At 57.3% G+C, this 20,904-nt stretch carries 23 protein-coding genes, 1 tRNA gene and 1 other RNA gene; 20 read left to right on the top strand and 5 right to left on the bottom strand.

Annotation, left to right across the window (positions count from 1 at the left end; translation table 11 throughout):
• Positions 1 to 84 precede the first annotated feature (84 nt).
• Positions 85 to 1,263: an NAD(P)/FAD-dependent oxidoreductase gene (locus tag WC859_09070; protein ID MFA5976295.1), complete on the top strand. Its 1,179-nt coding sequence runs from the start codon at positions 85 to 87 to the stop codon at positions 1,261 to 1,263.
• Here the strand turns inward: WC859_09070 and WC859_09065 are convergent.
• On the bottom strand, positions 1,238 to 3,244 hold the full coding sequence (locus WC859_09065; GenBank protein MFA5976294.1) for a hypothetical protein: 2,007 nt from the start codon (positions 3,242 to 3,244) through the stop codon (positions 1,238 to 1,240). The two genes, WC859_09070 and WC859_09065, sit on opposite strands and share 26 nt — an antisense overlap.
• A complete protein-coding gene (locus tag WC859_09060; protein ID MFA5976293.1) occupies positions 3,241 to 3,636 on the bottom strand; it encodes a response regulator in 396 nt (131 codons plus the stop codon). Before WC859_09060 ends, WC859_09065 begins: the two co-directional genes overlap by 4 nt.
• 90 nt (positions 3,637 to 3,726) lie before the next feature.
• On the opposite strand from WC859_09060, the gene WC859_09055 reads away from it, so the two are divergent.
• Complete coding sequence (locus tag WC859_09055; protein MFA5976292.1) at positions 3,727 to 4,566, top strand: deoxyribonuclease IV; 840 nt, start codon at positions 3,727 to 3,729, stop codon at positions 4,564 to 4,566.
• Between the two features lie 164 nt (positions 4,567 to 4,730).
• Here WC859_09055 and WC859_09050 read toward each other — a convergent pair whose 3' ends face one another.
• Entirely contained in the window at positions 4,731 to 6,722 is a 1,992-nt protein-coding gene (locus WC859_09050; protein MFA5976291.1) for a patatin-like phospholipase family protein, read from the bottom strand.
• Here WC859_09050 and hisS point away from each other — a divergent pair.
• The 16 genes from hisS to WC859_08970 all read left to right on the top strand — a co-directional run bounded on the left by hisS (position 6,657) and on the right by WC859_08970 (position 18,573).
• The gene (hisS, locus tag WC859_09045) at positions 6,657 to 8,027 is read left to right on the top strand and encodes a histidine--tRNA ligase (GenBank protein MFA5976290.1); all 1,371 of its coding nucleotides are present in this window, start codon (positions 6,657 to 6,659) and stop codon (positions 8,025 to 8,027) included. The genes WC859_09050 and hisS overlap by 66 nt on opposite strands.
• Positions 8,014 to 10,077 (top strand): adenylate/guanylate cyclase domain-containing protein, encoded by a 2,064-nt coding sequence (locus WC859_09040; protein MFA5976289.1) that lies wholly within the window; start codon positions 8,014 to 8,016, stop codon positions 10,075 to 10,077. Before hisS ends, WC859_09040 begins: the two co-directional genes overlap by 14 nt.
• Before the next feature lies 1 nt (position 10,078).
• Entirely contained in the window at positions 10,079 to 10,768 is a 690-nt protein-coding gene (locus tag WC859_09035; protein ID MFA5976288.1) for a DUF3307 domain-containing protein, read from the top strand.
• A 63-nt stretch (positions 10,769 to 10,831) separates the two neighbouring features.
• Positions 10,832 to 10,905 (top strand) — tRNA-Arg (locus WC859_09030).
• A gap of 194 nt (positions 10,906 to 11,099) precedes the next feature.
• Positions 11,100 to 11,471: a response regulator gene (locus WC859_09025; GenBank protein MFA5976287.1), complete on the top strand. Its 372-nt coding sequence runs from the start codon at positions 11,100 to 11,102 to the stop codon at positions 11,469 to 11,471.
• A 35-nt stretch (positions 11,472 to 11,506) separates the two neighbouring features.
• Positions 11,507 to 11,782: a hypothetical protein gene (locus WC859_09020; protein MFA5976286.1), complete on the top strand. Its 276-nt coding sequence runs from the start codon at positions 11,507 to 11,509 to the stop codon at positions 11,780 to 11,782.
• Positions 11,783 to 11,839: 57 nt separating this feature from the next.
• Positions 11,840 to 13,003: a hypothetical protein gene (locus WC859_09015; protein MFA5976285.1), complete on the top strand. Its 1,164-nt coding sequence runs from the start codon at positions 11,840 to 11,842 to the stop codon at positions 13,001 to 13,003.
• Between the two features lie 13 nt (positions 13,004 to 13,016).
• A complete protein-coding gene (locus WC859_09010; GenBank protein MFA5976284.1) occupies positions 13,017 to 13,937 on the top strand; it encodes a metal ABC transporter substrate-binding protein in 921 nt (306 codons plus the stop codon).
• The gene (locus WC859_09005; protein MFA5976283.1) at positions 13,937 to 14,791 is read left to right on the top strand and encodes an iron chelate uptake ABC transporter family permease subunit; all 855 of its coding nucleotides are present in this window, start codon (positions 13,937 to 13,939) and stop codon (positions 14,789 to 14,791) included. The genes WC859_09010 and WC859_09005 overlap by 1 nt, the downstream gene beginning before the upstream one ends.
• 16 nt (positions 14,792 to 14,807) lie before the next feature.
• Positions 14,808 to 15,323 carry a CHAP domain-containing protein gene (locus WC859_09000; protein ID MFA5976282.1) on the top strand — a complete coding sequence of 172 codons (516 nt, stop codon included), beginning with the start codon at positions 14,808 to 14,810 and terminating at the stop codon, positions 15,321 to 15,323.
• Between the two features lie 139 nt (positions 15,324 to 15,462).
• Positions 15,463 to 15,780, top strand: coding sequence for a hypothetical protein (locus WC859_08995; GenBank protein ID MFA5976281.1), 318 nt, complete (start codon positions 15,463 to 15,465; stop codon positions 15,778 to 15,780).
• Between the two features lie 282 nt (positions 15,781 to 16,062).
• On the top strand, positions 16,063 to 16,389 hold the full coding sequence (locus WC859_08990) for an ORF6N domain-containing protein (protein ID MFA5976280.1): 327 nt from the start codon (positions 16,063 to 16,065) through the stop codon (positions 16,387 to 16,389).
• 231 nt (positions 16,390 to 16,620) lie between these two features.
• Complete coding sequence (locus WC859_08985; protein ID MFA5976279.1) at positions 16,621 to 17,127, top strand: peroxiredoxin; 507 nt, start codon at positions 16,621 to 16,623, stop codon at positions 17,125 to 17,127.
• A gap of 151 nt (positions 17,128 to 17,278) precedes the next feature.
• Positions 17,279 to 17,791 carry a hypothetical protein gene (locus tag WC859_08980; protein ID MFA5976278.1) on the top strand — a complete coding sequence of 171 codons (513 nt, stop codon included), beginning with the start codon at positions 17,279 to 17,281 and terminating at the stop codon, positions 17,789 to 17,791.
• A 135-nt stretch (positions 17,792 to 17,926) separates the two neighbouring features.
• On the top strand, positions 17,927 to 18,277 hold the full coding sequence (locus tag WC859_08975; protein MFA5976277.1) for a hypothetical protein: 351 nt from the start codon (positions 17,927 to 17,929) through the stop codon (positions 18,275 to 18,277).
• Positions 18,262 to 18,573: a type II secretion system protein gene (locus tag WC859_08970; GenBank protein MFA5976276.1), complete on the top strand. Its 312-nt coding sequence runs from the start codon at positions 18,262 to 18,264 to the stop codon at positions 18,571 to 18,573. The genes WC859_08975 and WC859_08970 overlap by 16 nt, the downstream gene beginning before the upstream one ends.
• 81 nt (positions 18,574 to 18,654) lie before the next feature.
• Here the strand turns inward: WC859_08970 and ssrA are convergent.
• Positions 18,655 to 19,021, bottom strand: a transfer-messenger RNA (tmRNA) gene (gene ssrA, locus WC859_08965).
• 120 nt (positions 19,022 to 19,141) lie between these two features.
• On the opposite strand from ssrA, the gene WC859_08960 reads away from it, so the two are divergent.
• Entirely contained in the window at positions 19,142 to 19,480 is a 339-nt protein-coding gene (locus tag WC859_08960) for a type II toxin-antitoxin system RelE/ParE family toxin (protein ID MFA5976275.1), read from the top strand.
• Positions 19,477 to 19,794, top strand: coding sequence for a transcriptional regulator (locus tag WC859_08955; GenBank protein MFA5976274.1), 318 nt, complete (start codon positions 19,477 to 19,479; stop codon positions 19,792 to 19,794). Before WC859_08960 ends, WC859_08955 begins: the two co-directional genes overlap by 4 nt.
• Positions 19,795 to 20,025: 231 nt before the next feature.
• Here the strand turns inward: WC859_08955 and WC859_08950 are convergent, their stop codons facing one another.
• On the bottom strand, positions 20,026 to 20,814 hold the full coding sequence (locus WC859_08950; protein MFA5976273.1) for a hypothetical protein: 789 nt from the start codon (positions 20,812 to 20,814) through the stop codon (positions 20,026 to 20,028).
• Positions 20,815 to 20,904: the final 90 nt, after the last annotated feature.

The raw sequence follows: 20,904 nt of genomic DNA, 5'->3' as shown, positions 1-20,904 counted from the left end.
CCCCGGCCAGTGGCTGCCGGGGATGACGGCTAGGGTGGTGCTCGGGGGTGACGATATGTGCGATCTTCAAAAGAGGGTTTTAGGATGAGTCCTGTTTGGGATGTAGGCATCATCGGAGCCGGACCGGCGGGAAGCCGGACCGCGTTTCTTCTGGCCCGTCAGGGCTTGCGTGTCCTTCTGCTGGAGGAACACGAGCAAGTCGGCGAGCCCCGCCACTGTACCGGCATCCTCGGGCAGGAGGCCTTTGACCGATTCCCGGATCTGCCCCGTGAGGCGATCCAATCAAGTTTACCGCCGACTTGGATTGTCTCGCCGCTGGGCACGCGCGTGCGCACAAACTGGTTTGACGGAAAAGCATTCATTATGGACCGGGCGCGTTTCGACCGGATCCTGGCGGAGAGAGCTTGCCAGGCGGGCGTCACCTTGTGGACCGGAAGCCGGGTGTCGCAGATTCATCGGGAGCCGGAGAGCGTCACGCTCGCGGTCGAGCGGGGGGCCGGCCAGACAGAGTCCGTCCGCTGCCAGGCGGTCGTGGTGGCCGGAGGTATTTCATACCGGCTGCATTCACAGCTGGGTCTTGAACCGCCGAAGCGCCATTTGATCTGCGCGCAGACGGAAGTAGAATCGAATTTTGTGCAGGAAGCGGAGGTTTATATCGGGCGCAAGGTGGCGCCGGGGTCTTTTGCCTGGGTTGTGCCAATCGGAAATGGACGGCTGCGCATCGGCGTGACCGCCACCCAGCATGCCGCTCATTGTCTGGAAACCCTGCTGTTAAGTCCTGCGCTGAAAGACCGGATCTGGCGGGACAATGTGCTGGTCCAGAAACGTCCGGTGCCGATTGACGCGGTTCCCTGCGGCGCAACTGAGCGCGTTCTGCTTGTCGGGGATGCGGCGGGCCAGGTCAAGCCCACCACCGGCGGAGGAATTTATTACGGGCTGGTCGGAGCAACGGCCGCGGCTCAGACTTTGGAGAAGGCGTTTGCCCTCGGCCGCTTTGATCAACGGACCCTGGCCTCCTATAACCGCCGCTGGCGAAGCGTTCTTCGAAAAGAGCTGTGGCTGGGACGGATCGTGCGCAAGGTATTCGAGTGCCTCAGCGATAAAAAGCTGGATGGCCTGGTCCGGGCGTGCGGTCATCCATCGGTGAATCAGCTGGTGCAGCATCAGGCGAATTTTGATTGGCACTCGAAGAATGTCGTTTCGTTCTTAACGTCGCGTACAGTGATGGCGCAGCTGCTCAGCCTGCCGTTTTTGAAACCCTAATCTGTCTGGCCTCAGCAGTAAATTGATTGATGAGCTTCGCGTGAGCGGCCACGTGCCGGTGCCTGACGGAGAGTTCCTTCCAGAGGTTCTTCAGTGTGTTCTCCATCTTCGGACGGATGGGTTCTTTCCAGGACCGGTGGACGTCTTCTCCGGATTCCTCCAGCAGCGCGCGAAGTTTTTGAGCCAACCCCTGCCATCCTTCCGCCAGGATGCTGATCCGATCAGCGGTTTGCGCCAGAGAGGCGTCTGTTTCGTCCAGTTTCTGCAGCCAGTGGGTAATTAAGGAAAGAAGTGAGCCCGTGGCCGGGTCCTTAGACGCGTTTTCCAGCGCCTGCCGGATGCTGAGCAGACTTTCGCGAAGCTGCGCCAGGACCGCGCGGTCCCGGCCGGCGAGCCGCTGGAGTTCGTTGAAATAGGTTTCGACGCGTGTCAGGCCGGACGTTGTTTCTTCAGGAAGTTCTTCCAGACCGGTGGGCAACTCATCGTCAATAGCGATTTCCTTGACGGGCGGCAAAATGGGTTCCGGCTCCGGTTGTCTGGGTGGGACTGGCGCAGGGGCCGCCGGAGTCTCAAATCCCAGGTCAACCACGCTTCCGTGCGCGTCTTCTTCGAGAACCAGTGAGGCGGAAGGCGGTTCCGGTGTTTTGGCGGCGGTGGCGTCCATCCAATCGATCCGGTCCAGAATCGTCGCCATGAGCTGGTTCTCCCGCCGGTAGCTGTCGATCAGCGGCGCTTTTAGGCTGCTGCTGACCTGCTCGGCGGCTGAGAGCTTTTGTTCCCATTCCGCCCGTAGTTTGGCCAGTTCGTCCCGGTAAAATTTCAGCACGTCCTGCTTTGAAAGAGTCGAGGAGAGAGTCAAATCGGCTGCCGGATGAGAACCCGTTGCCGCCAGCGGGGCTCCGGCAGGCGCCGGTCCCGTCGGGGCGGGTTTTCCATGGCCCAGAATGTGCGAGCGGTAATCGTCGATTGTTTTGATGGAAGACGGCAGCGTCTGCCCGGCATTCCCTTCGGCTCCCACCGCGCTCACGATTTCCGGAGGGGGCAAACGGATATCCCGCGAGGCTTCGCTGGAAGCGCCCATCCATCCGGGGAGAAAAATTTCAGGGATATTAACCAGTGATAATTGAGCGGGCGTAGGCACGATTTCCCGGGAGATGTACAACGTCATCTCTTTGCCCAAGTCATGCTCCAACCATCGCCCGATTCCGGACGGTTCCGCCCGATACAGGCCCACCCGGGGCCGCAACGGATTGCTCGGGTTTCCGCCGATGACCAGGGCGGCAACCCCTGCGTTCAGCTGGACCCAGCTGCCAAGGGGAAAAGCCGAGAGCGTCTTCATGAATAGATTCAGGCCGGGAGCGCCCCGCTCCGTTTCTTCGATGAGGGTTTCGATGGCGCGGGCCGGCAGCACTCCGGCATGGCCGACATCGTCCTGGCCGGTGCCGTACACCAGACCAAGGTAGCGCGCGACCAAGGAGAGAATTCGGTTTGGCGACGGATCCGTGAGCGGTTGATGGTGATTGGAAATCAGGCGTTCGAGCGTGGGGGTGATCCAGGGGATGCCTGGAGTTCTTAAATGGTAAATGGCGACTTCCGAGTGTGTCCCGTGATGTCCCAGCCAGGCCGGGCGAAACCCGGTATCCGCCAGAAACGCCGCGGTCAGCAGTTCTTCGCGCTGCTCCGGGGCCAGGTGTTCATTGCGTGACACATAAGCCACCAGGCACAACATCCGGATTGCCTGCAGAGGATAATCCGCGTCGGATGCGGTGGATCCCAGAAGATAAACCAGAAAGCGGTCGAAGTGGGGATGCACGACCATGCCGGCCAGCGTCAGCGCCGACGAGCGGATTTGATTCACGCGGCCGGAGTCGTGCTCGTGCGGTTGGCTGTCCAGCGAAAAGAAGGTGGATGTTTCCTCCAACAGCTTAAGGAATTGAGCCCGGAGAGCCGATGAGGTGGTCGAAGGATTCAAAGGATTCAAGGGTTAGACGAAAAAGCGAGGTGGGTCCGGAGCACTTTGCGGATCGTATCGATCTCAATGGGTTTGGTCAGATAGTCGCAAGCGCCGAGGGTCATCGCGGTTCTGGCCAGTTCGAGATCTTCTTTGGCGGTCAGCATGATCACGAGGCACTCGGGATACAAGGCCCGGAGGCGCTGCAAAACCTGAAGCCCGTCGAGGCCCGGCAGGGCGATATCCAGAAGAACCAGGTCAAAACGGTGCTGGCCGGCTTCTTCCAGCGCTTTTTCGCCTGATTCGGCCGCGCGGACTTCAAAACCGACGGATATCAGCGCCCGCAGGAGCAGGTTCCGGACGACCGCTTCGTCGTCCACGACAAGAATATTCCCTTTGGCCGTGCTGGGTTTGGGCGACATGATCTGTGGACAGAGAATAACCTTTGGCGTGGTCGATTGCAAGACTAATTTCGGGTTGCACCGCGGCGCGATTCAAGCCATGATAGAGGCATGAGACTCGGTGTCCATTGTTCTATCCGGGACAGTTTTATGACGGCTCTTGAAGAAGCCGAACAGCTCGGGTGTGAGTCGCTGCAGATCTTCACCCACTCCCCGCGGCTCTGGCGCGGCGCGCGGATCAGTCAGGAAGACGCCGATCGTTTTCATAAGGAACGGCTCCGTCTGGATCTTCATCCGCTCGTGGTTCATACGCCCTATCTGCCGAACCTCTGCACCGCCGACGAGGCGCTCTACAAAATGAGTTATCACGCGCTCCTGACGGATCTGGAAACCTGCGAGCGCATCCGGACGGACTTCCTGGTGATTCATCCCGGTTCCTATTCGGAGTCCTCCACCCCGGCGGACGGGCTGGAACGGTTGACCACCGCGCTCAACCGGGCCCTTCAGACGGAGGGGAAAACCGTCATTTTGATCGAGAATATGGCGGGCGGCGGCCGCCGGATGGGCGACCGTTTTGAGCAGGTGGCGGAAATGATTAGAGGCATTGAGAACAAAAGCCGCATCGGATTATGCCTAGATACGGCGCATACGCTGGGGAGCGGTTACCCCTTTTCAAACGCGGACGAGGTCCGGCAAACCCTGGACGACGTCGATCGGCTCATCGGTCTGTCGAATTTAAAGGTCATTCACGCGAATGATTCAAGAGCGGAAAGAGGGACCCACCGGGATTTGCATGAGCATATCGGCCAGGGCCATATCGGCCGTGACGCGTTCCGGGCGCTGCTGGCCGATCCCCGTCTGGCTGAGGTGGCCGTCATCCTGGAAACCCCGAAGGAACCTCCCGGTTCCGACGCCCTCAACCTGGGCGAACTCCGAAAACTAACGACTTAAGTTATTTCATGGGGATGATGCCCTCACCCGCGCCTGTCCGGCCTGCGGCCGTCCGGCTTTCCCTCTCCCTCAACAGGGAGAGGGAAAGGAAACGTGCAGAGAATCTGAAACTCCCTCCCCCTGCTGAGGGAGAGGGTTGGGGTGAGGGTAATGAATAGCTGATCCTACGGTTTCAGATGCAGCGGGGACGAGCAGTGGTTGGAGAAGAACGGCAGGAGGGCTTTGATTTTGGGGACGGCTCTTTCGGCGGCTGCTTCGCCGATTTTCAGAATTTCCTCCGAACGATAGAATTCCGTCCATAGAAAATCCCGCATATCCGGCGCGATCACCACGTGTGCGATTTCCGTACGCGCCTGGGCGATCTCGTACTGCATGGTGTAAATCATCTTGAAAAGCACTTCCAGCATGCTGGGCGAGCGCGGCGCCAGCGGGATATTGCGCCGGTAGCGTCCCATCCCGCGCCGCACCGAGGGTTTGGCCGTCAGATTGACGGAAATCAAAAGGTCCGCTCCCATGCTGGCGACCGTGGAGGTGGGGACCGGATTCACAAGACCGCCGTCCACCAGGAAGCGGCCTTTGTGGAGCACCGGGGTGAAAATGATCGGCAGCGAGGTGGACGCCCGGACCGCGTCCGTCACGCGTCCTTCCTGAAGAACGATTTCATGCCCCGACCGGATGTCCGTAGCGATCGCGGCAAAGGGAATCGGAAGTTGATGGAATTCGATGTCTCCCAGGACGCTCCTTAAGAAGGCGTTAAGGGTCTGGCCGGCCAGCAGCCCCGAGTGGGGGATCGTTAGATCCCCGATGATATTTTGAAACAGCCAGCGTTTGGTGATACCCCGGGAAATTTCTCGGATGCGCTCCAGAGAAATGCCGGCGCAGTAAAAGCTCCCCAGCAACGCTCCCATCGACGAGCCGGCCATCATGTCGATGGGAATCCCTTCCCTCTCGAACACGCTCAGGAGCCCGATCAGGGCATAGCCATAAGCCGCGCCGGATCCCATCGCGAGTCCCACGCGCAAGCCGCCGAGCGCCCGCGCGATCCGGGCGAGCGCCGCCAGCGTGGAAGCCGCTTCCAGGTCCGACAGAAAAGGCGAGCCGGTTCCTCGAAAAGGCTGATGGAGTGTTTCCGTCCAGGGGACCCGGAAATCGGCGGGCGTGGTATTGGCGGCCGAAGGGTGCTGCAGCAAAATTGTGGACAGGACGGCGGAAGATCCCTCGAGGTTATCCGCCAGCGCCAGCCGCACCGCGGTGACGATGTCCGCCGCCTGGTCCCAGAGAATCAGAATCGCCTTGTCGACTTCCCGCAGCACTTTCTGGCTTAAGGGGCTTTTTTCGACGGGCGGCAGAAGCAGAATGAAATCATATTGGTCTTTCAGCAGACCTAAAAAAGCCGGCAGCCCTTCAAAAACCTGCTCTTTGAACAACCGGGGATGCAGCGACAGAATGTCCAGTCCGGACACATGGGAAATTACCCACTGGCTCAGCGTGTCCGGATTCATCAGGTCGTCTTCCCCGGAGAGTTCTTCGGCGGCCGGTGGCGCGTTGAGGCCCAGGGCCCGGGCGATGTCTCCGCTGCGCGGGCTCAGGTCAACCAGGATGACTTTCCGGCGCGTCTGTTCCACCAGCTGAATCGACAGATTAATCGTGAAAATTACCTGCGCTTCATGGGGGAGCGCCGGGACCAGGGCGAAGAGTCTGGGTGTTTTGGGTTTGTCTTTCTTGGGATGAAATGAAACCGCCAGCCGTTTGGAGAGCGCGCGCGACAACTGAATGCCCACGAGCGGAAATTTCTCAAGGATGCGGTCGAAATCGGACTTCGTCAGCGTCAGGAATTCGCAGGAGGTGTCACAGGTGACACTGAACGCATGGGGCTCGCCCGTGAGAAGCGCCAGTTCTCCGACGGCATCGCCCCAGCCGACATAGGCGACGGTCTGCTCTTTGTTCTGGGCATCGAGCGAACTGATCCGGACGCGCCCGTTTTTGATGAGGTAGAGACTGCTGCCGGGATCGCCTTCCCGGAAGAGAACGGCGCCTTTGGCCAGGCTTAACTTTTTGAGGGACCCTACCAGCTCCGACAGGACGTCCTCATGCAGCGGCCCGAAGAGCGGATTGCGCTTCAGGAGATAGAGGCCGTCATCGTCATTTTGTTTCATATAATCCTGCTCATGGTCCACTACCAGGCGGTCCGCGGCACCAAAGATATCCTTCCGGTTGATGCGGCGATGTTCCAAACGCTGGAATCAGCGGCCCTGCAGTTGTTCGAGCGCTTCGGCTACTCCGAGATCCGCACGCCCACCTTTGAATCCGTCGAACTCTTTCAGCGCTCCCTCGGCGACACCACCGATGTGGTCCAGAAAGAGATGTACGTTTTCGAAGACCGCGGCGGGCGAAAACTGGCGCTCCGGCCCGAAGGCACCGCCGGTGTTGTCCGCGCGTTTATCGAACATCATTTATCTCAGTCGAGTCCATTCTGCAAGCTGTTTTATATCGGGCCGATGTTCCGGGCCGAACGGCCGCAGGCCGGACGTTACCGCGAGTTCTGGCAGATCGGGGCGGAGACCTTTGGCCATGCGGGGCCGGCCGCGGATGCCGAACTTTTGCTTCTGGTCCACACCCTTTTTCAGCGGTTCGACCTTTCGGAGCTGCGGTTGAAAATCAACAGCCTGGGCTGCGCCGGCTGCCGGCCGCCGTACCTGAAAGCGCTCATAGCTTTTCTCCAGGGCCGGCGCGCGACCCTCTGTGAAGACTGCCAACACCGCCTGGAGCGAAACCCGCTGCGGGTTCTCGACTGTAAGATTGACGGGCCGGCGCTGGCGGAGGTCCCGACGATTGACACGTTCTGGTGCGCCGACTGCCGCGCGCATTTTGAAAAAGTCCAAGAACTGGCCCGGCAAACCCGCGTCCCCTTCGAGGTAGTGCCGCGCCTGGTGCGGGGACTGGATTACTACACGCGGACGGTGTTCGAAGTCACGACCACGCTTCTCGGCGCGCAGGATGCGCTGGCCGCGGGCGGCCGCTACGACCGATTGGTCAAAGATCTGGGCGGTCCGGATGTCCCGGCGCTGGGGTTTGCGATGGGAGTGGAGCGCGCGATTGAAGCGATCCGGGCTACGCAGACGAAACAGAGTCTTCCGGTTTCCCAGGCTCCCGTCAAAATCTTCGTCGCGGCGCTGGGCGACTCCTCGGCGCTGGAAGCCTATCGTCTCCTGCAGGAGTTGCGCCTTTCTCCGGAGCTGTCCCAGCGACAGGTCCTTGTCGAGGGGGGATTTTTCGATAAGAAACTGGGCGCTCAGCTGACGCTCGCCGACCGCATCGGCTCCACGCACTGTTTGATCCTGGGCGAAGACGAGCTCCGGCAGGGCCAAGTGACGCTGAAATCGCTCAAAGCCGGCACACAGGAATCCCTTGAAAAATCGCGGTTAATACCGCATCTTCTTCGTTTGAATGCGGAAAAATAGCTGGATCAGCCTAATCCTCACCCTGGCCATTGCCGCCCTCTGTGCGTTTCTGGAGCAGCGCCGCGGCGCTTACTTTAATAATCCCTCTATAGATCTGGACACTAGCGCGTCTTCGCCGCTGCGGCGATTGGACTATTTTCTGGCGCGCCGTGTGCAGCGGGCGGAGTGGGCCACTCAGGATATCCGTTTTCAACTGCGCCGCTGCCGGACCCCGCATCCGGATGTCGCCATCATCGCGATCGACGATGCCTCGCTGAAAGACCTGCATCAATGGCCCTGGCCGCGCCGGATTCACGCCCGCTTGATTGAAACCCTGGCTAAAGCCCCGCCCAAGGCGCTTCTCTTCGACGTTTTTTTTATCGAACCGTTTACGTCCGATAAAGAAGGAGACAAGCTGCTCAGCCGGGCCACGGCGCGCCACCCCTGGGTGGTCCATAGCCTCTATTTTGATTTGAAGAATGAACGGATCGTTGGATTTACCCCGCCTTTCCCCCAGCTGCTCCAGGCGATGCGCGAGGCCGGCTTCGTCAACGCGGTGATCGATGACGACGGGGTTTTGCGAAACGCCATTCCGACGTTGCGGTATCAGGATCAACGGTTTAATCTGTTGTCCCTGATCGGAGCCGGTTATTATCTCGGCGAAACGCCGGAAAAACTCGTCTCCGAGCTCCCGCGGGATGCCCGGGGTCACTTGACGGTCAATTTTGCGGGGAAGGAACACACCTTCCCGTATTATTCTTACGCGGCGGTTCTCTCCGGAAAAATCCCGGCGGAAACCTTTGCCGGGAAAGCGGTGCTCGTTGGAGCCGAAGCGACCGGCACGTACGATCACTACCCGACGCCGATGTCCAAGAACATGCCCGGGGTCGAACTCCACGCGAACGTCATCGATAATCTGCTGTGGCACAACAGCCTCCGTCAGGCCGGCCTGAGGTGGACCTACGCGGCGATCGGCGTCTTCGCCTTGCTCTGCGGCCTGGTCCTGGTTCGTTTTTCAGCCGGTGCCGGCGCCCTGGCTGTGGTCAGCCTGGGATTGCTGTACGCGGGAGTCGCACAGTGGTTTTTTGCGTCGCGCCACCTGGTCATTGACATGGCCGGGCCTTTGGCGGCGCTGGCCTTCGGTTATGTGGCGATGGTCCTGTATCGATTTTTTACGGAAGAGAAAGAGAAACGCTGGGTGAAAGCCGCCTTCGGGCAGTATGTCTCCCCGAAGGTCCTGGATGCTTTGATGGCGGATCCGTCCAAGCTGAAACTGGTCGGCGAGCGACGCGAAATGAGCGTGTTCTTCTCGGATATCGCCGGGTTTACGTCCATTTCCGAGCGCATGAATCCGGACGAACTGGTGGTGCTCCTGAACCGGTATCTCTCGAGCATGACCGAGGTCATTTTCGAATACGACGGCTACCTCAACAAGTACATGGGCGACGGGATCATGGCGTTCTGGAACGCTCCGGTGAAGCAGCCCGATCATGCCGAGCGGACCTGCCGGTGTGCTTTGAAAAGCATTCAGCGCCTGAACCAGTTGAATCAGGAACTGAAAGCCGAAGGACTGAACCCCCTAAGCATCCGGATCGGCGTCAACTCCGGGGTCATGGTGGTCGGTAACATGGGGTCACAGCAGAAATCCGATTACACGGTGATGGGCGACAACGTCAACCTGGGGTCCCGCTTGGAAGGGGCCAATAAGGCGTTCGGGACTTGCATCATGATCAGCGAATTCACCTACGAGCTGGTCCAGGACAAATTCGACGTGCGGTTCCTAGATAAAATCCGTGTGCCGGGAAAAGCGAAACCGGTCATCACCTATGAGCTGCTGGGTGAGAAAGGGTCGTTGAGTTCGCTCTGGCAGCAGGCGCTGCCGTTGTATCACGAGGCGATTCAGCTGTTTGCCCAGCGGGAGTTTGAGCCGGCCCGGTTGAAATTCCTTGAAGTCCTGAAAATCCTCGGGCATGATAAGGCGTGTGAAACGTATATTCAGCGTGTGGAGGCGTTCCGTGCCGATCCGCCAGCCGAGAATTGGGACGGGGTTTTCGAAGTGAAAACAAAATAACATGGATATTTTCTGGCGTCTCGTCTTAGCGCATTTCATCTCGGATTTCACGCTCCAGACCAACAAGGTCGCGAGCTCGAAACGGAAGAATTACGGCGGGATGCTGATTCACATCCTGACGCACCCTGTGGTCATGACGATTCTGGTGTGGCCCTACCTGTCGTGGCCGTGGGTCCAGACGCGCTGGTTCCGGTTGGACGGTTGGGTCTGCGTGGGACTCCTGACGCTTTTCCACTGGCTGGAGGATGAGTGGCGGATCTGGTCGATTCAGGAAGCCGGAAGCCCGGACAACACCGGGTTTATGCTCTGGGACCAGGTGGTCCATGTGACGATGATCCTGGCTTTTTCTCCGGCGACTCCCGTGGTCCCCACACAGCCCTGGATTTTACCGGTGCTCTGCGGCGTGCTCCTGTCGCATTTCTTGTCGGTGCTGATCTTCTTCCTGGAAAATGATCTGTGGGGGGATTCCCGCATTCTCGTTGAGTGGAAATATCAGGACATCGGCGAGCGCTTGGTCGCCGTAGGCCTGCTGCTCTTGCCGGGCGCCTGGTTTCTGCTCGCGTTCCCCTGGATGGGTTCGCTGGTTTATGTTCATTATTACCGTCAGAAGCAGTGGACGTGGGTTCATGTGTTGTTGGGAAATCTGGCGGTGGTCCTGCTCGGTCTTCTCGTCCGCGGCGTTCTGTCCTGACTTCCAAAGTCCAAATTCCGATGTTGTGATACAATAGGACTTCGCGTTACACGGCCCGCTTCTGTGCCCATAGCTCAATTGGATAGAGCGCAACCCTGCGAAGGTTGAGGTTACTGGTTCAAGTCCAGTTGGGCACAGTAGCGGGCTTCTCTTTTGGTCACCGTTCAAGGCACGAAAGTTGAGGTTACTGGTTCACCCGCCACAAACCAGGCGGGTGACCGCCCGACGTGTGGCGGTCAAGTCCAGTTGGGCACAGAAGCGGGCTTTCCCTTTGCAATATTCCCATTGAAATCTGAAGATTATTAAGGTATCTCTGCTGGAGAGGTGACTCATGGCTAAGATTCTGATCATAGACGATGACCCCAATATTCTGAGGATGCTGGGCTTCCTCCTGGTGAAGGAGGGGCACACCGTGAGCGTGGCGCGCGACGGCCAGTCCGGGATTGAGATGGCCCGTGAGGAGTGGCCCGACCTGATTATTCTGGATGTGATGATGCCCGGGATGGACGGCTTCTGCGTGAGCGGAGCGCTTTTCAAAGACCCGGAGATGCGCCGGATTCCAATTTTAGTTCTGACGGCCAAAGGCAGTTCGCGCGAGATTTTCAAACTGGTTCCCAATGTCGTCCATTACATGGACAAACCCTTCGATCCGGACGACCTCGTGAAAAACGTCCGGCAACTCCTCTTTCCTCCCAAAAGTTGACTTGATCCGCTGATCCGGGCTATTATCCCTCCGTAATGAAAAAGTGCGCCCGGGTTTTGCCGTTGCTGATCCTTTCCGTATTCCTCGGATCCTCCGCGCTGCAGATGTGCCACCGCCACCCGGCGGTCCAATCCGAAACGAATTGTGTTGTCTGTAAAATCGCTCATCAGACGCCCGCTTTAACGGATGTCGCGCAGCGGATCGTTCCGGGAGTTGTGATTACGGATTCCCTGTTTATTGATGGCCCTTCTTCGTACGTTCACTTCGTTTTCGTTTCCCACGGCCTTTCTCCTCCCGCCCTCTCCTTCTGAGACACAAGCTGTTCCATTAGATGTCCGGAGCATCTCTCTCTGAAATGAGGAGGTCTTATGAATCGGAAGTTTATTGTGATCTGCATCCTGTTGGCCGCTGGACCATCCCTGGCCGCGGCCCAGACGTCTGAGCCGCCCGGTCTGAGCAGTCCGTCCGGAGCAGCCGCTGCTCCGCCGAGTGCCGGCACGTCCGGCGCTCTCCTGAGTTCCAATATCTTGAACCCCAATCTCAGCGTGGTCGGCTGGTTCCAGAGCGAAGCAGGCCATCCGCACGACCCCGGGCATGACGCCGAGCCGGCGCTTCAGCTGAAAGAAACGGAAATCGCCTTTCAAGCCATCGTCGACCCCTGGGCGCGGGGAGATTTCTTTCTGAGCTTCGATTCGGACGGCAATGCCGAACTGGAAGAGGGGTATGTCACGTGGTTTCATCTCCCGGCTGGTTTGGGATTGCGCGGCGGGAAATTCAGATCCTATTTTGGTCCGTTTAACCGTACGCATCCGCATGATACGCCCTTCGCCACACGGCCCCTGGTCGAGCGCAATTACCTTGGCGAAGACGGCCTCGCCGGCACCGGCGCGGGTTTGTCCTGGTTGATTCCCAATCCCTGGGTTTACCTCAACGCGGATTTTGAGGCGCTCAGGCCTCCGGAGGTCACGGACAGCCCGGCCTTTGACCGCGCGCAGCGCAGAGACCTGCTCTATACCGCGCGGCTCAACAGCTACTTTGACCTGACGGACGCGGCCAACGTTTCCTATGGCGGGAGTTATGCCTACGGCCCTTCCGGTCAGCAGCTCGATCCGGTTACGCTGAATTCGTCCAACACCCTTCACAGCCAGTTGTACTCGGTCGATGTCACGTTCCGCTGGAAGAACCCGGCGCGCGCCATCTACCGTTCGTTGATCTGGCAGACCGAGGCGCTCTGGAACAAGCATGACAACAGCACGTCCGACACCCAAGACAGCCGCGGACTCATGAGCTGGCTCCAGTATCAGTTTGCCCAGCGCTGGGCCGCTGGCGGGCGCTACGATTATTCGCAGTTCCCCACGGACAGCTCGCTCCATGAATACGGGGGCCTCGTCTTTCTCACGTACTCCCCGACGGAGTTCAGTCATCTGAGCCTGCAGGGCAGTCATGTGAACCGCTCCGACGGGTTGAAGGAAGACCTCGGGTTGTTGCGCGTGACCTTTAATATCGGCCCTCACGGGGCCCATGCTTTTTAAGGGAGAAACAATTATGAAATTCATTCAACGATTACTCATTTGTTTACTGGCTCTTTCGCTCGGACCGTCGCTCGCCTCCGCCAAACTGCAGGTGGTGACTACAACCCAGGATCTGGCCGCGCTCGCCAGCGAGATCGGCCGGGACCATATCGATGTTCAAGCGATCGCCAAGGGGTATCAGGACCCGCATTTTGTCGATCCCAAGCCGAGTTACCTTCTCAAACTGAATCGGGCGGATCTGTTGATGGTGGTGGGGCTGGAATTGGAAACCGGATGGCTGCCGCCGCTTCTGCAGAATGCCCGCAATACGAAAATTCTTCCCGGCAATCCGGGTTTTCTGGATGCCTCCGAAGGCTGCGATGTTCTGCAGAAGTCCGCCGGCACGGTGGACCGGTCGATGGGGGATGTTCATCCCTTTGGCAATCCGCATTACTGGACAGACCCGGAGAACGGGCGCGTGATCGCCCGGCATATCGCCGGCAAGCTGAGTGAACTCGATCCGGCGAACCGTGCGGTGTATGCGGAGAATCTGAAGGTCTTTGAAAACCGTCTGACCGAGAAAGAAATAGAGTGGCACCGCCTGGCGGATTCCTTCAAGGGGACCCGGGTCATCACCTACCACAACTCCTGGCCCAACTTCGCGGAGACGTTCGGGCTGGACATCGTCAATCATGTGGAGCCCAAACCCGGCATCCCGCCTTCTCCGGTCCACGTGCAGAACTTGATCAATCAAGTCAAGCGCGAAAAAATTCCGCTCCTCCTGATCGAGCCCTATTTCGACGAGAAGCTCCCGCAGAAGATCGTGGCCGATACCGGCGCCCGGATGCTCCTGTTTCCGCCATCGGTGGGAGGCGTCCAGTCGATCAAAACGTACTTTGACCTTTTTGATTACGATCTGAATCTAATCAAGAACACGCTCGGAGGTAAATCCTGATGCCTGAAATTATCCAGATCCTTTTGTGGCCGGCGCTGGCCTGCCTGGTGCTTACCGGTATTCATGCTTACCTGGGGCTTCACGTGGTTGAGCGCGGTGTTATTTTTGTCGATCTGTCCCTGGCCCAGATCGCATCGCTGGGAGCCACCATCGCGCTCTTGTCGGGATTTGATCTCCACAGCCAGACCACCTACGTCACATCGCTGGGCTTCACGCTGTTGGGTGCCGCCATCTTTGCCTTCGTGCGCATGCAGCGCGGCAAAGTGCCGCAGGAGGCCTTTATCGGGATTGTCTACGCGGTCAGCGCGGCCGCCGCGGTCCTGGTGATGGACCGTCTTCCGGAAGGCGGCGAACATATCAAATACATCCTGGTCGGCAATCTGCTGGCGGTCACCCCTTTGGAGGTGGTCAAAATCGCGGTCGTCTATGCCTTCGTCGGCCTGCTGCATTGGATCTGGCGCAAGCCGTTTCTCGCCATTTCCACCCATCACGACACCGCCGAGGAGACGGGATACCAGGGCCGGTTGTGGGATTTTCTCTTCTACGGCACCTTCGGGTTTGTGGTGACGTCGTCGGTGGCCATCGCCGGGGTGCTGCTGGTATTTTCTTTCTTAATTGTGCCGGCGGTTGGGGCCATGCTCTTCTTTGACCGCGTCGGGCCGCGCCTCGCCTTCGGATGGACCATGGGGACGCTGGTCAGCCTGATCGGGATCTACGCGTCTTACGGCTTCGATACGCCCACAGGGGCCACCGTCGTTTGTACGTTTGGAGCCGCCTTACTGCTTCTCGGCGCGATCCGTCCTTTGATCAACAAGCGAAGAGTCCGTTTAGGGGCAAAACTTACTTTGGTATGATGGAGCGCGAAATCCCATGAGAATATCGATCATTCAAAAAGCCGGACGGATTCTCCTCAGTGGCTCGCTTATTTTTACGATCAGCGCTTCGCGGCTCGCCGGGGCGGATAAGCCGGGGGTGAATGCGGTCGCCCTCTCTCCGGATGTTCTTCGGATAAACAATCCCTATAACGGGCGGCACCGTCACTGCGCGGCGTTCGCGCGTTACGGACTGTATCTCATGACCGGCAAGCGCTATACGACCTATGGATCGGCCCGGCGCTGGGCGTATCACGCTAAAACCCTCCGAGCGACCGTGCCGCTGGCGATGGTGCAGCCGGGAAATCTTCTTTTCTTCCGGGACAGTCGGTCCCGCATTAATCATGTCGCGATCGTTCTGGAGACGGATTACCGGGACGGTGACGGTTATGAGATTCTCTTCCAGGACGAGCGGGGCACCCACAGCTGGATCCACCGGGACAGCACCGTTTACCTCGGTATGGTGCCCGTCTTCGGCGCCGACATCACTAAACTAGAAACGGTTGCCATTTAACATGCGCTTTTCGAAATTCTGGTCTTTTGTTTTTTGGCTGACCTATTTCGTTCTTGGGCATGTCATTCTTTGGATACTTCTGCGGATAAAAGGTATACCACTCTTCGCCCAAACGCATCCGTTGGTGTTGCTGGGTTGGATGATTGAAACAAATTGGCTCGCGACGTTGGTCGGAGGCGGGCTGTTGTGGGCTGTGTCGGTTTTCCTGGCCCGGCGTACGACGTACTTCCATCAACCGTATGATTTTGGACGGTGTTTCTCTTTGGGCGCGATCGTTGGATCCCTGACGCAGATGATTGGCAGCCTGATCCAATTCCCGGTCCAGTTTCATCAGTTCCCGACCTGGTTTCGTCTGGGCGGAGCGCTGATTTCCGGTTGCTTGACCGGTGGAATCGTCAGCAGCTTCTTTTTGTGGTGTCTGTCGATTGCGAATCCTGCCGTCAAAAGCTCGAAATAACTCCCAGTATCTCCTGATGTAATTGGCGCGGTGGCGGTTGTCCACTCGGTGTGCCGCCCTGCGCTAGAGCGCTCCAACCGGCCTGACAGCTCCGTCTTGTCCGCTCGAGCAGCCTGCGGAACTCGGCGCCAGAAGTCTGGCGCCTCAGACAGCCCTCGGCTGACCCGCCCTCGCTCCCAAGCCGCAGGCCTCACGTCGCGCTCCTGCGCAGGGCAGCACCCCCTCGCAACAAAAACGCCGAACGTGCAGAGCCGCATCTACCGGATTAGGGGACAGTAGGTGATGTTGGATTCGGATTTGGCTGACCTTTATGGAGTTGAACCCCGCATTCTGAACTGGGCTGTCATGCGCAACCGGGATAGATTCCCTCTGGACTTTATGTTCGAGCTCAGTCGCTACGAAATTATGAGGATATCCCAAATTGGGATATCCTCTGGAAGAACGCACACTCTGAAATATTCGAAGCGGGTGCTTGCCTTTACTGAACAAGGCATTGCCATGTTATCGAGCGTTCTTCAAAGCGAACGAGCCGTTCAAGTGAACATCGCGATCATGAGGGCCTTCGTGAAATTGCGCCATGCCATCCTGGCGCATCAAAGCGTTGCTTGAAGGGTCGAAAAACTGGAGGGGAAAGTCTCGGTGCATGACACCGACATTCGACTGCTGATTCGAGACGTCGAGGATCTTAAGAAAAAACCGAAACCGCCCGAAGAAAAATTACCTTACATCCAAGGTTTCAGAGATTAACAATCAAAGGGGTGACCCAATGTGAGAATGTGATGAGGTTTTATGCCATAAGAAATAAGAGCCCCGTAAGCTTCTGAAGTGCTAAACTGAAATATGGGCAAGATCGGGATCGTGCTGGGGGTGGTTCTCATGGTTTTTTCAAAAGCAGGAGCAGCGGAACTGAAGGTGGGATCCCTGGCGCCGGAGTTTACGGCTCCGGCGAGCGATGGTTCCCAGGTCCATCTGGAAGAGTGGTTAAACCGTGCGCCGATCGTCCTCTACTTTTACCCCAAAGACGATACTCCTGGATGCACTAAGGAAGCCTGCGGCCTGCGTGACGATTTCGCCGCGTTCCGCACCCTCAAGGCCACGGTCTTCGGCATCAGCTTCGACTCCATCGAATCTCACCGGAAATTCATCGAGAAGTACCGGCTGCCCTTCCTGCTGCTCTCGGACACCGACAAATCCATCGCCAAAGCCTACGGCGCGGGGGGGCTTTTATTCGCCAGCCGCCAGAGCTTTATCATCGACAAAGCAGGCCGGCTGGTCTACATCAACCGCTCCGTCACCCCAGCCACGCACAGCGCCGAACTGCAGGCTGTTTTGTCTCAACTGAAATAGAGCGCGGTGCTGTTGCGGTTTCCTTGACATCATCTCTCATGTGGGCTAATCTTAACGAGGAGATCTTGGAATGACCGAATTTCATTACACAGCGATGGATCTGCAGGGGAAGACTGTCCAGGGAAACCTGGCGGCGGAGGACACTCACGCGTTGGCCGCGGAGCTTCAAAAAATAGGGTTATTTATGGTTTCTGCCAGGCCATCGGAAGACAACCCATCCGCTCCTGAAGTTACAGACGTCCCTTCCGTTTCCGAGGAAACGCCTTTGCCGGAGAAACTGGATGATTCGACGCTTTTGGGGACTCTGGAGAACACCACATGGCTTCAACGCCTCATTCTTATCGCGATGCTGGCGGCCGGTATCTTGAGCGGTTTATGGGGGGCTTATCAAAGACGGCATCCTAAGAATTCATACCCACCCGACAATGATTGGTCTTCGCAGATCCGGCCGGGTATGACTCGCAGTGAAATAGAAGAGAAAGTCTTTCCCACTCGCTATTTAAAAGGACAGCGTTCTTCTCGCACCCGATATCTTGTTTCCCCGGATACCGTTGCGGAGATCCCCTATGATGAAAACGGCGGTCCGTGGAGCGGCGACAATCGAATGCGCAAAGGCGTAATAGCAGTTATGAAGGCCTCGGATCTTGAAAAAGTAAGACGATAAAACACGTTGATTTATACAGCTACTTTGTGATTGTAACGATAAGCAGTACCCCCGTTGACTGACTCCTATTTTGGGGGTATACAATAGTAGAGTTGTTGATTAAGGTAGCAACCCTTTCGAAGGAGGATCACGGCCATGGATAAAAACAGGATTGTCTTTGTTGTAGGGGTACTGAGCCTCCTGGGTCTTTTCAGCCGGAGTTCGATGGCCTGTGAATACGATATCCGGATGGGGGATGGATGCATCATTCGGTTTAATGATTGCGCTCCCGAAACCCCTCCCTACTACACTTATCCGAACCGCTGCCGTACCAACCCTGGTCATATAGCATCCAGTCAAGTGGTTAATGAAGCGGGTAATTACGGCTTTATGGATGACACCGGAGGTTGGGTTTACTATAACGATCCCGCTGATCCTCGATTCGGACATATCGGTGTCAACTGCGGTCATCCCGACCGGAAAGGGAAAGCTTGGATATTAGACTAACTCGTTTCGATGGATTCCACGGTTGTCAGAGACCCTGCCAGTCCGGATTCACATTAATTGAACTCATGATCGTGGTCGCGATCATCTCCATTCTTTGCGCGATCGCGATTCCGCGGTTTGCCGATATGGTTTCTAAAGCACAGGAGGGAGTGACCAAAGGCAACCTTGGAGCGCTCCGTTCCGCCCTCAGCATTTATTACAGCGACAACGCAGGAACGTATCCAACGGATATCAACTCTCTGGTACAAAAATACATCAGCAGAATTCCTTCCGCGTACGTCCCGCCCCATCGGTAGGATTTACCCTCCTTTTTAAGTTGGTCCAAAAGCAAAGCCGACACCTCCTCTGACGAAGAAGTGCCGGCTTTTCTATTGAAGTGGTGGAGCTGCCGGGAATTGCACCCGGGTCCAAGATTAGCCTAGCGGGGTCCCTACAAGCTTAGTCCCCTTTTAGGTTTCGACCTTACTCAGGCTGAGAACGGCCTTCGTAAGAACTAGCCCTGCTGGATTTCGGATCAGCTCTTCAGGGCGAGAGAACCGATCCTAGCCTGCATGATGACGCTCTGACTCCGCCCACAGGCGGGGCCGGAGAGAGCGCCTCAGCTTAAAAGCCGAGGGCACGCTGTTGTTTAGGCAGCGAGGGCGTATTCGCCAGTTGTGTTTTGGCCGACTTTTTACCTGGATTCGACCAACCAGGGCCTGCGACTGTCCGCTCCGTCCAATCCTGTCGAACCTATTCAGCCCCAATAAAGTGATTATAGCACCGAGGAAATGAATATTTGGATGGTTCAGTGCTCTAAATTAGTAGAACAGAAACGACTTGACGAGTTGTCGTTTATAACACACAATTTGAAAGGAAGATGGCCTGGAACCGACACCGCGACAAATCATCTATTACGAAAAAGAGGATGGAACGTGCCCTTTTCTGGAATGGAGAGACTCACTCAAACATCCGGTCTTTGTGGATGCTCTGCGGGCCCGTTTGGCGCGCGTCCGTCTTGGGCTTATGGGCCGATGCGGTGCCGTCGGGGACGGAATTTGGGAACTGAAGTTTTATGTTGGGCCCGGTTACCGGGTCTATTTTGCTGAATGGCGCAACACGCTCATCGTGCTGCTCTGCGGGGGAGACAAAAGTACTCAGGCCCGGAAAGACATCGGACTGGCAAAAAACTATTGGGAAGATTTTCGGAGATCAAACGTATGAAGCGCGCCCGTAGTTATGAAAAGGAATTACAGGAATCTTTAAAGGACCCGGTTCAGGCGGCCGGCTACCTTCGTGCCGCCTACCAGGATGCCGATAAACGCGTTTTCCTGCTTGCGCTGAAGGATGTTATTGATGCGCATTCGGGCATGTCTCATATTTCTCGTACGGTAAAACTCGATCGTCGGCATCTGTATGTCATGCTCTCCAAAAATGGAAACCCCGAGTGGTTCAGCGTCACCAAACTGCTGACGGCTCTAGGCATTGACCTGACCTTCCAACCCCGCAAGAACTCATCCTTCAAAACAGCTGCCTGAGTTTATATCTCCTACCTCTGTTGGGTAATGTTGCAACAGGAATCATGGGCGGCAGGCGGCGGGAGACAAGCGAACGACTTGCGGGATCAGTGAGGGGGGGAGGCCAGCCATCGAGGTCCCGACCGTTGTTTTGGAGGGCCGAGAGGCCGATCCCCCGAGCGACGGCCAGCTCCTGGCCGGGGTCCCGCAGCGGAGTGAGCGGTCCTCCGGCGTCTGCCGCCAAAGTATTTTTTAATAGCGTGGGCCGACGATGTCCTTGAGGGTGTTCAGGCTGTAGTCGTGAAGGTCCTGCTGGAACCGCTCCCAGGGGACGCCGGTCGTTTCCTGGAGCGCTTCTCGGCAGGGTTTGCCGTCAATCAGCATGCGTACGAGAGCTTGAATCGCGTTGCTAGTGTATTTTTCATAAAGGTATTTGATAGCGAGGTAATACTGCGGGTAGGCCCGGCTGCTGTAAGGACCGTTCAGGTCGCACAGAAGCACATGCACCGTCAGCCGGGTCAGCCCGGCGGTGGCTTTTCGAAGCCGGGGTTCGCCCTCGTTCGACACATACTGCGCCAGTCCTTCCTGAATCCAATGCGGAATTTTCAGGCTGGCTTCGCCGCCCACAGCATCGTTTAGAACGGCATGTGTCATCTCATGAAAAAATACCTGGTCAAAATCCATGGCACCCTGGCGAGTTTCGTTTAAATTGACGACCAGTTCCTGACTGAACTCTCCCTGGCTGTTCTGCATCAGCCGCACGAAGGCGAGCGTATTTTCAAGACCTGCCGGTGCGTTATCCTCGAAGCGAATGCGGATAGGGTAATGGAATCCTTCCTGGTATTGAAAGAGCCCCAGCCGCGAAGACACTTCCAGTTGAGCTTGGCGGGTCAGAAGACGTACTCGATCGAATTGCTGCGTAAAAGCGTCTGGAAACGTGCCGTGGTAGTCGGAAACCATCTGGGCTGGCCGGCGGAGAGGTTCTGATCCGCAGGCCAGTGTGGTGCACAGCAATAAAGGAAGCCAAAGGACCGTGCGCATGGTTAAGGGTGCCCAGAATAGCCCGAAAATTCAATGTATTTTTCCGTTGACGGATTACAAGGCACCTGTTACTTAAGTTACAGGAGGAAT

Source organism: Elusimicrobiota bacterium (genome assembly GCA_041660185.1).
GTDB lineage: Bacteria > Elusimicrobiota > Elusimicrobia > 2-01-FULL-59-12 > 2-01-FULL-59-12 > JBAZWU01.
The sequence above is the reverse complement of the archived record's forward strand: the minus strand, read 5'-3'. Positions and strand labels throughout refer to the sequence as shown.

What these genes read in the sequence shown, in the direction of transcription:
- WC859_08990 (MFA5976280.1), top strand. Translation starts at nt 16,063, where the DNA reads ATGTTGGATTCGGATTTGGCTGACCTTTATGGAGTTGAACCCCGCATT.
- WC859_08950 (MFA5976273.1), bottom strand. Translation starts at nt 20,814, where the DNA reads ATGCGCACGGTCCTTTGGCTTCCTTTATTGCTGTGCACCACACTGGCC.
- WC859_09070 (MFA5976295.1), top strand. Translation starts at nt 85, where the DNA reads ATGAGTCCTGTTTGGGATGTAGGCATCATCGGAGCCGGACCGGCGGGA.
- WC859_09060 (MFA5976293.1), bottom strand. Translation starts at nt 3,636, where the DNA reads ATGTCGCCCAAACCCAGCACGGCCAAAGGGAATATTCTTGTCGTGGAC.
- WC859_08955 (MFA5976274.1), top strand. Translation starts at nt 19,477, where the DNA reads ATGAAGCGCGCCCGTAGTTATGAAAAGGAATTACAGGAATCTTTAAAG.
- WC859_09025 (MFA5976287.1), top strand. Translation starts at nt 11,100, where the DNA reads ATGGCTAAGATTCTGATCATAGACGATGACCCCAATATTCTGAGGATG.
- WC859_08995 (MFA5976281.1), top strand. Translation starts at nt 15,463, where the DNA reads ATGATTGAAACAAATTGGCTCGCGACGTTGGTCGGAGGCGGGCTGTTG.
- WC859_09020 (MFA5976286.1), top strand. Translation starts at nt 11,507, where the DNA reads ATGAAAAAGTGCGCCCGGGTTTTGCCGTTGCTGATCCTTTCCGTATTC.
- WC859_09015 (MFA5976285.1), top strand. Translation starts at nt 11,840, where the DNA reads ATGAATCGGAAGTTTATTGTGATCTGCATCCTGTTGGCCGCTGGACCA.
- WC859_08985 (MFA5976279.1), top strand. Translation starts at nt 16,621, where the DNA reads ATGGGCAAGATCGGGATCGTGCTGGGGGTGGTTCTCATGGTTTTTTCA.
- hisS (MFA5976290.1), top strand. Translation starts at nt 6,657, where the DNA reads ATGCAGCGGCCCGAAGAGCGGATTGCGCTTCAGGAGATAGAGGCCGTC.
- WC859_08975 (MFA5976277.1), top strand. Translation starts at nt 17,927, where the DNA reads ATGGATAAAAACAGGATTGTCTTTGTTGTAGGGGTACTGAGCCTCCTG.
- WC859_09000 (MFA5976282.1), top strand. Translation starts at nt 14,808, where the DNA reads ATGAGAATATCGATCATTCAAAAAGCCGGACGGATTCTCCTCAGTGGC.
- WC859_09010 (MFA5976284.1), top strand. Translation starts at nt 13,017, where the DNA reads ATGAAATTCATTCAACGATTACTCATTTGTTTACTGGCTCTTTCGCTC.
- WC859_09040 (MFA5976289.1), top strand. Translation starts at nt 8,014, where the DNA reads ATGCGGAAAAATAGCTGGATCAGCCTAATCCTCACCCTGGCCATTGCC.
- WC859_09055 (MFA5976292.1), top strand. Translation starts at nt 3,727, where the DNA reads ATGAGACTCGGTGTCCATTGTTCTATCCGGGACAGTTTTATGACGGCT.
- WC859_09050 (MFA5976291.1), bottom strand. Translation starts at nt 6,722, where the DNA reads ATGAAACAAAATGACGATGACGGCCTCTATCTCCTGAAGCGCAATCCG.
- WC859_09035 (MFA5976288.1), top strand. Translation starts at nt 10,079, where the DNA reads ATGGATATTTTCTGGCGTCTCGTCTTAGCGCATTTCATCTCGGATTTC.
- WC859_09005 (MFA5976283.1), top strand. Translation starts at nt 13,937, where the DNA reads ATGCCTGAAATTATCCAGATCCTTTTGTGGCCGGCGCTGGCCTGCCTG.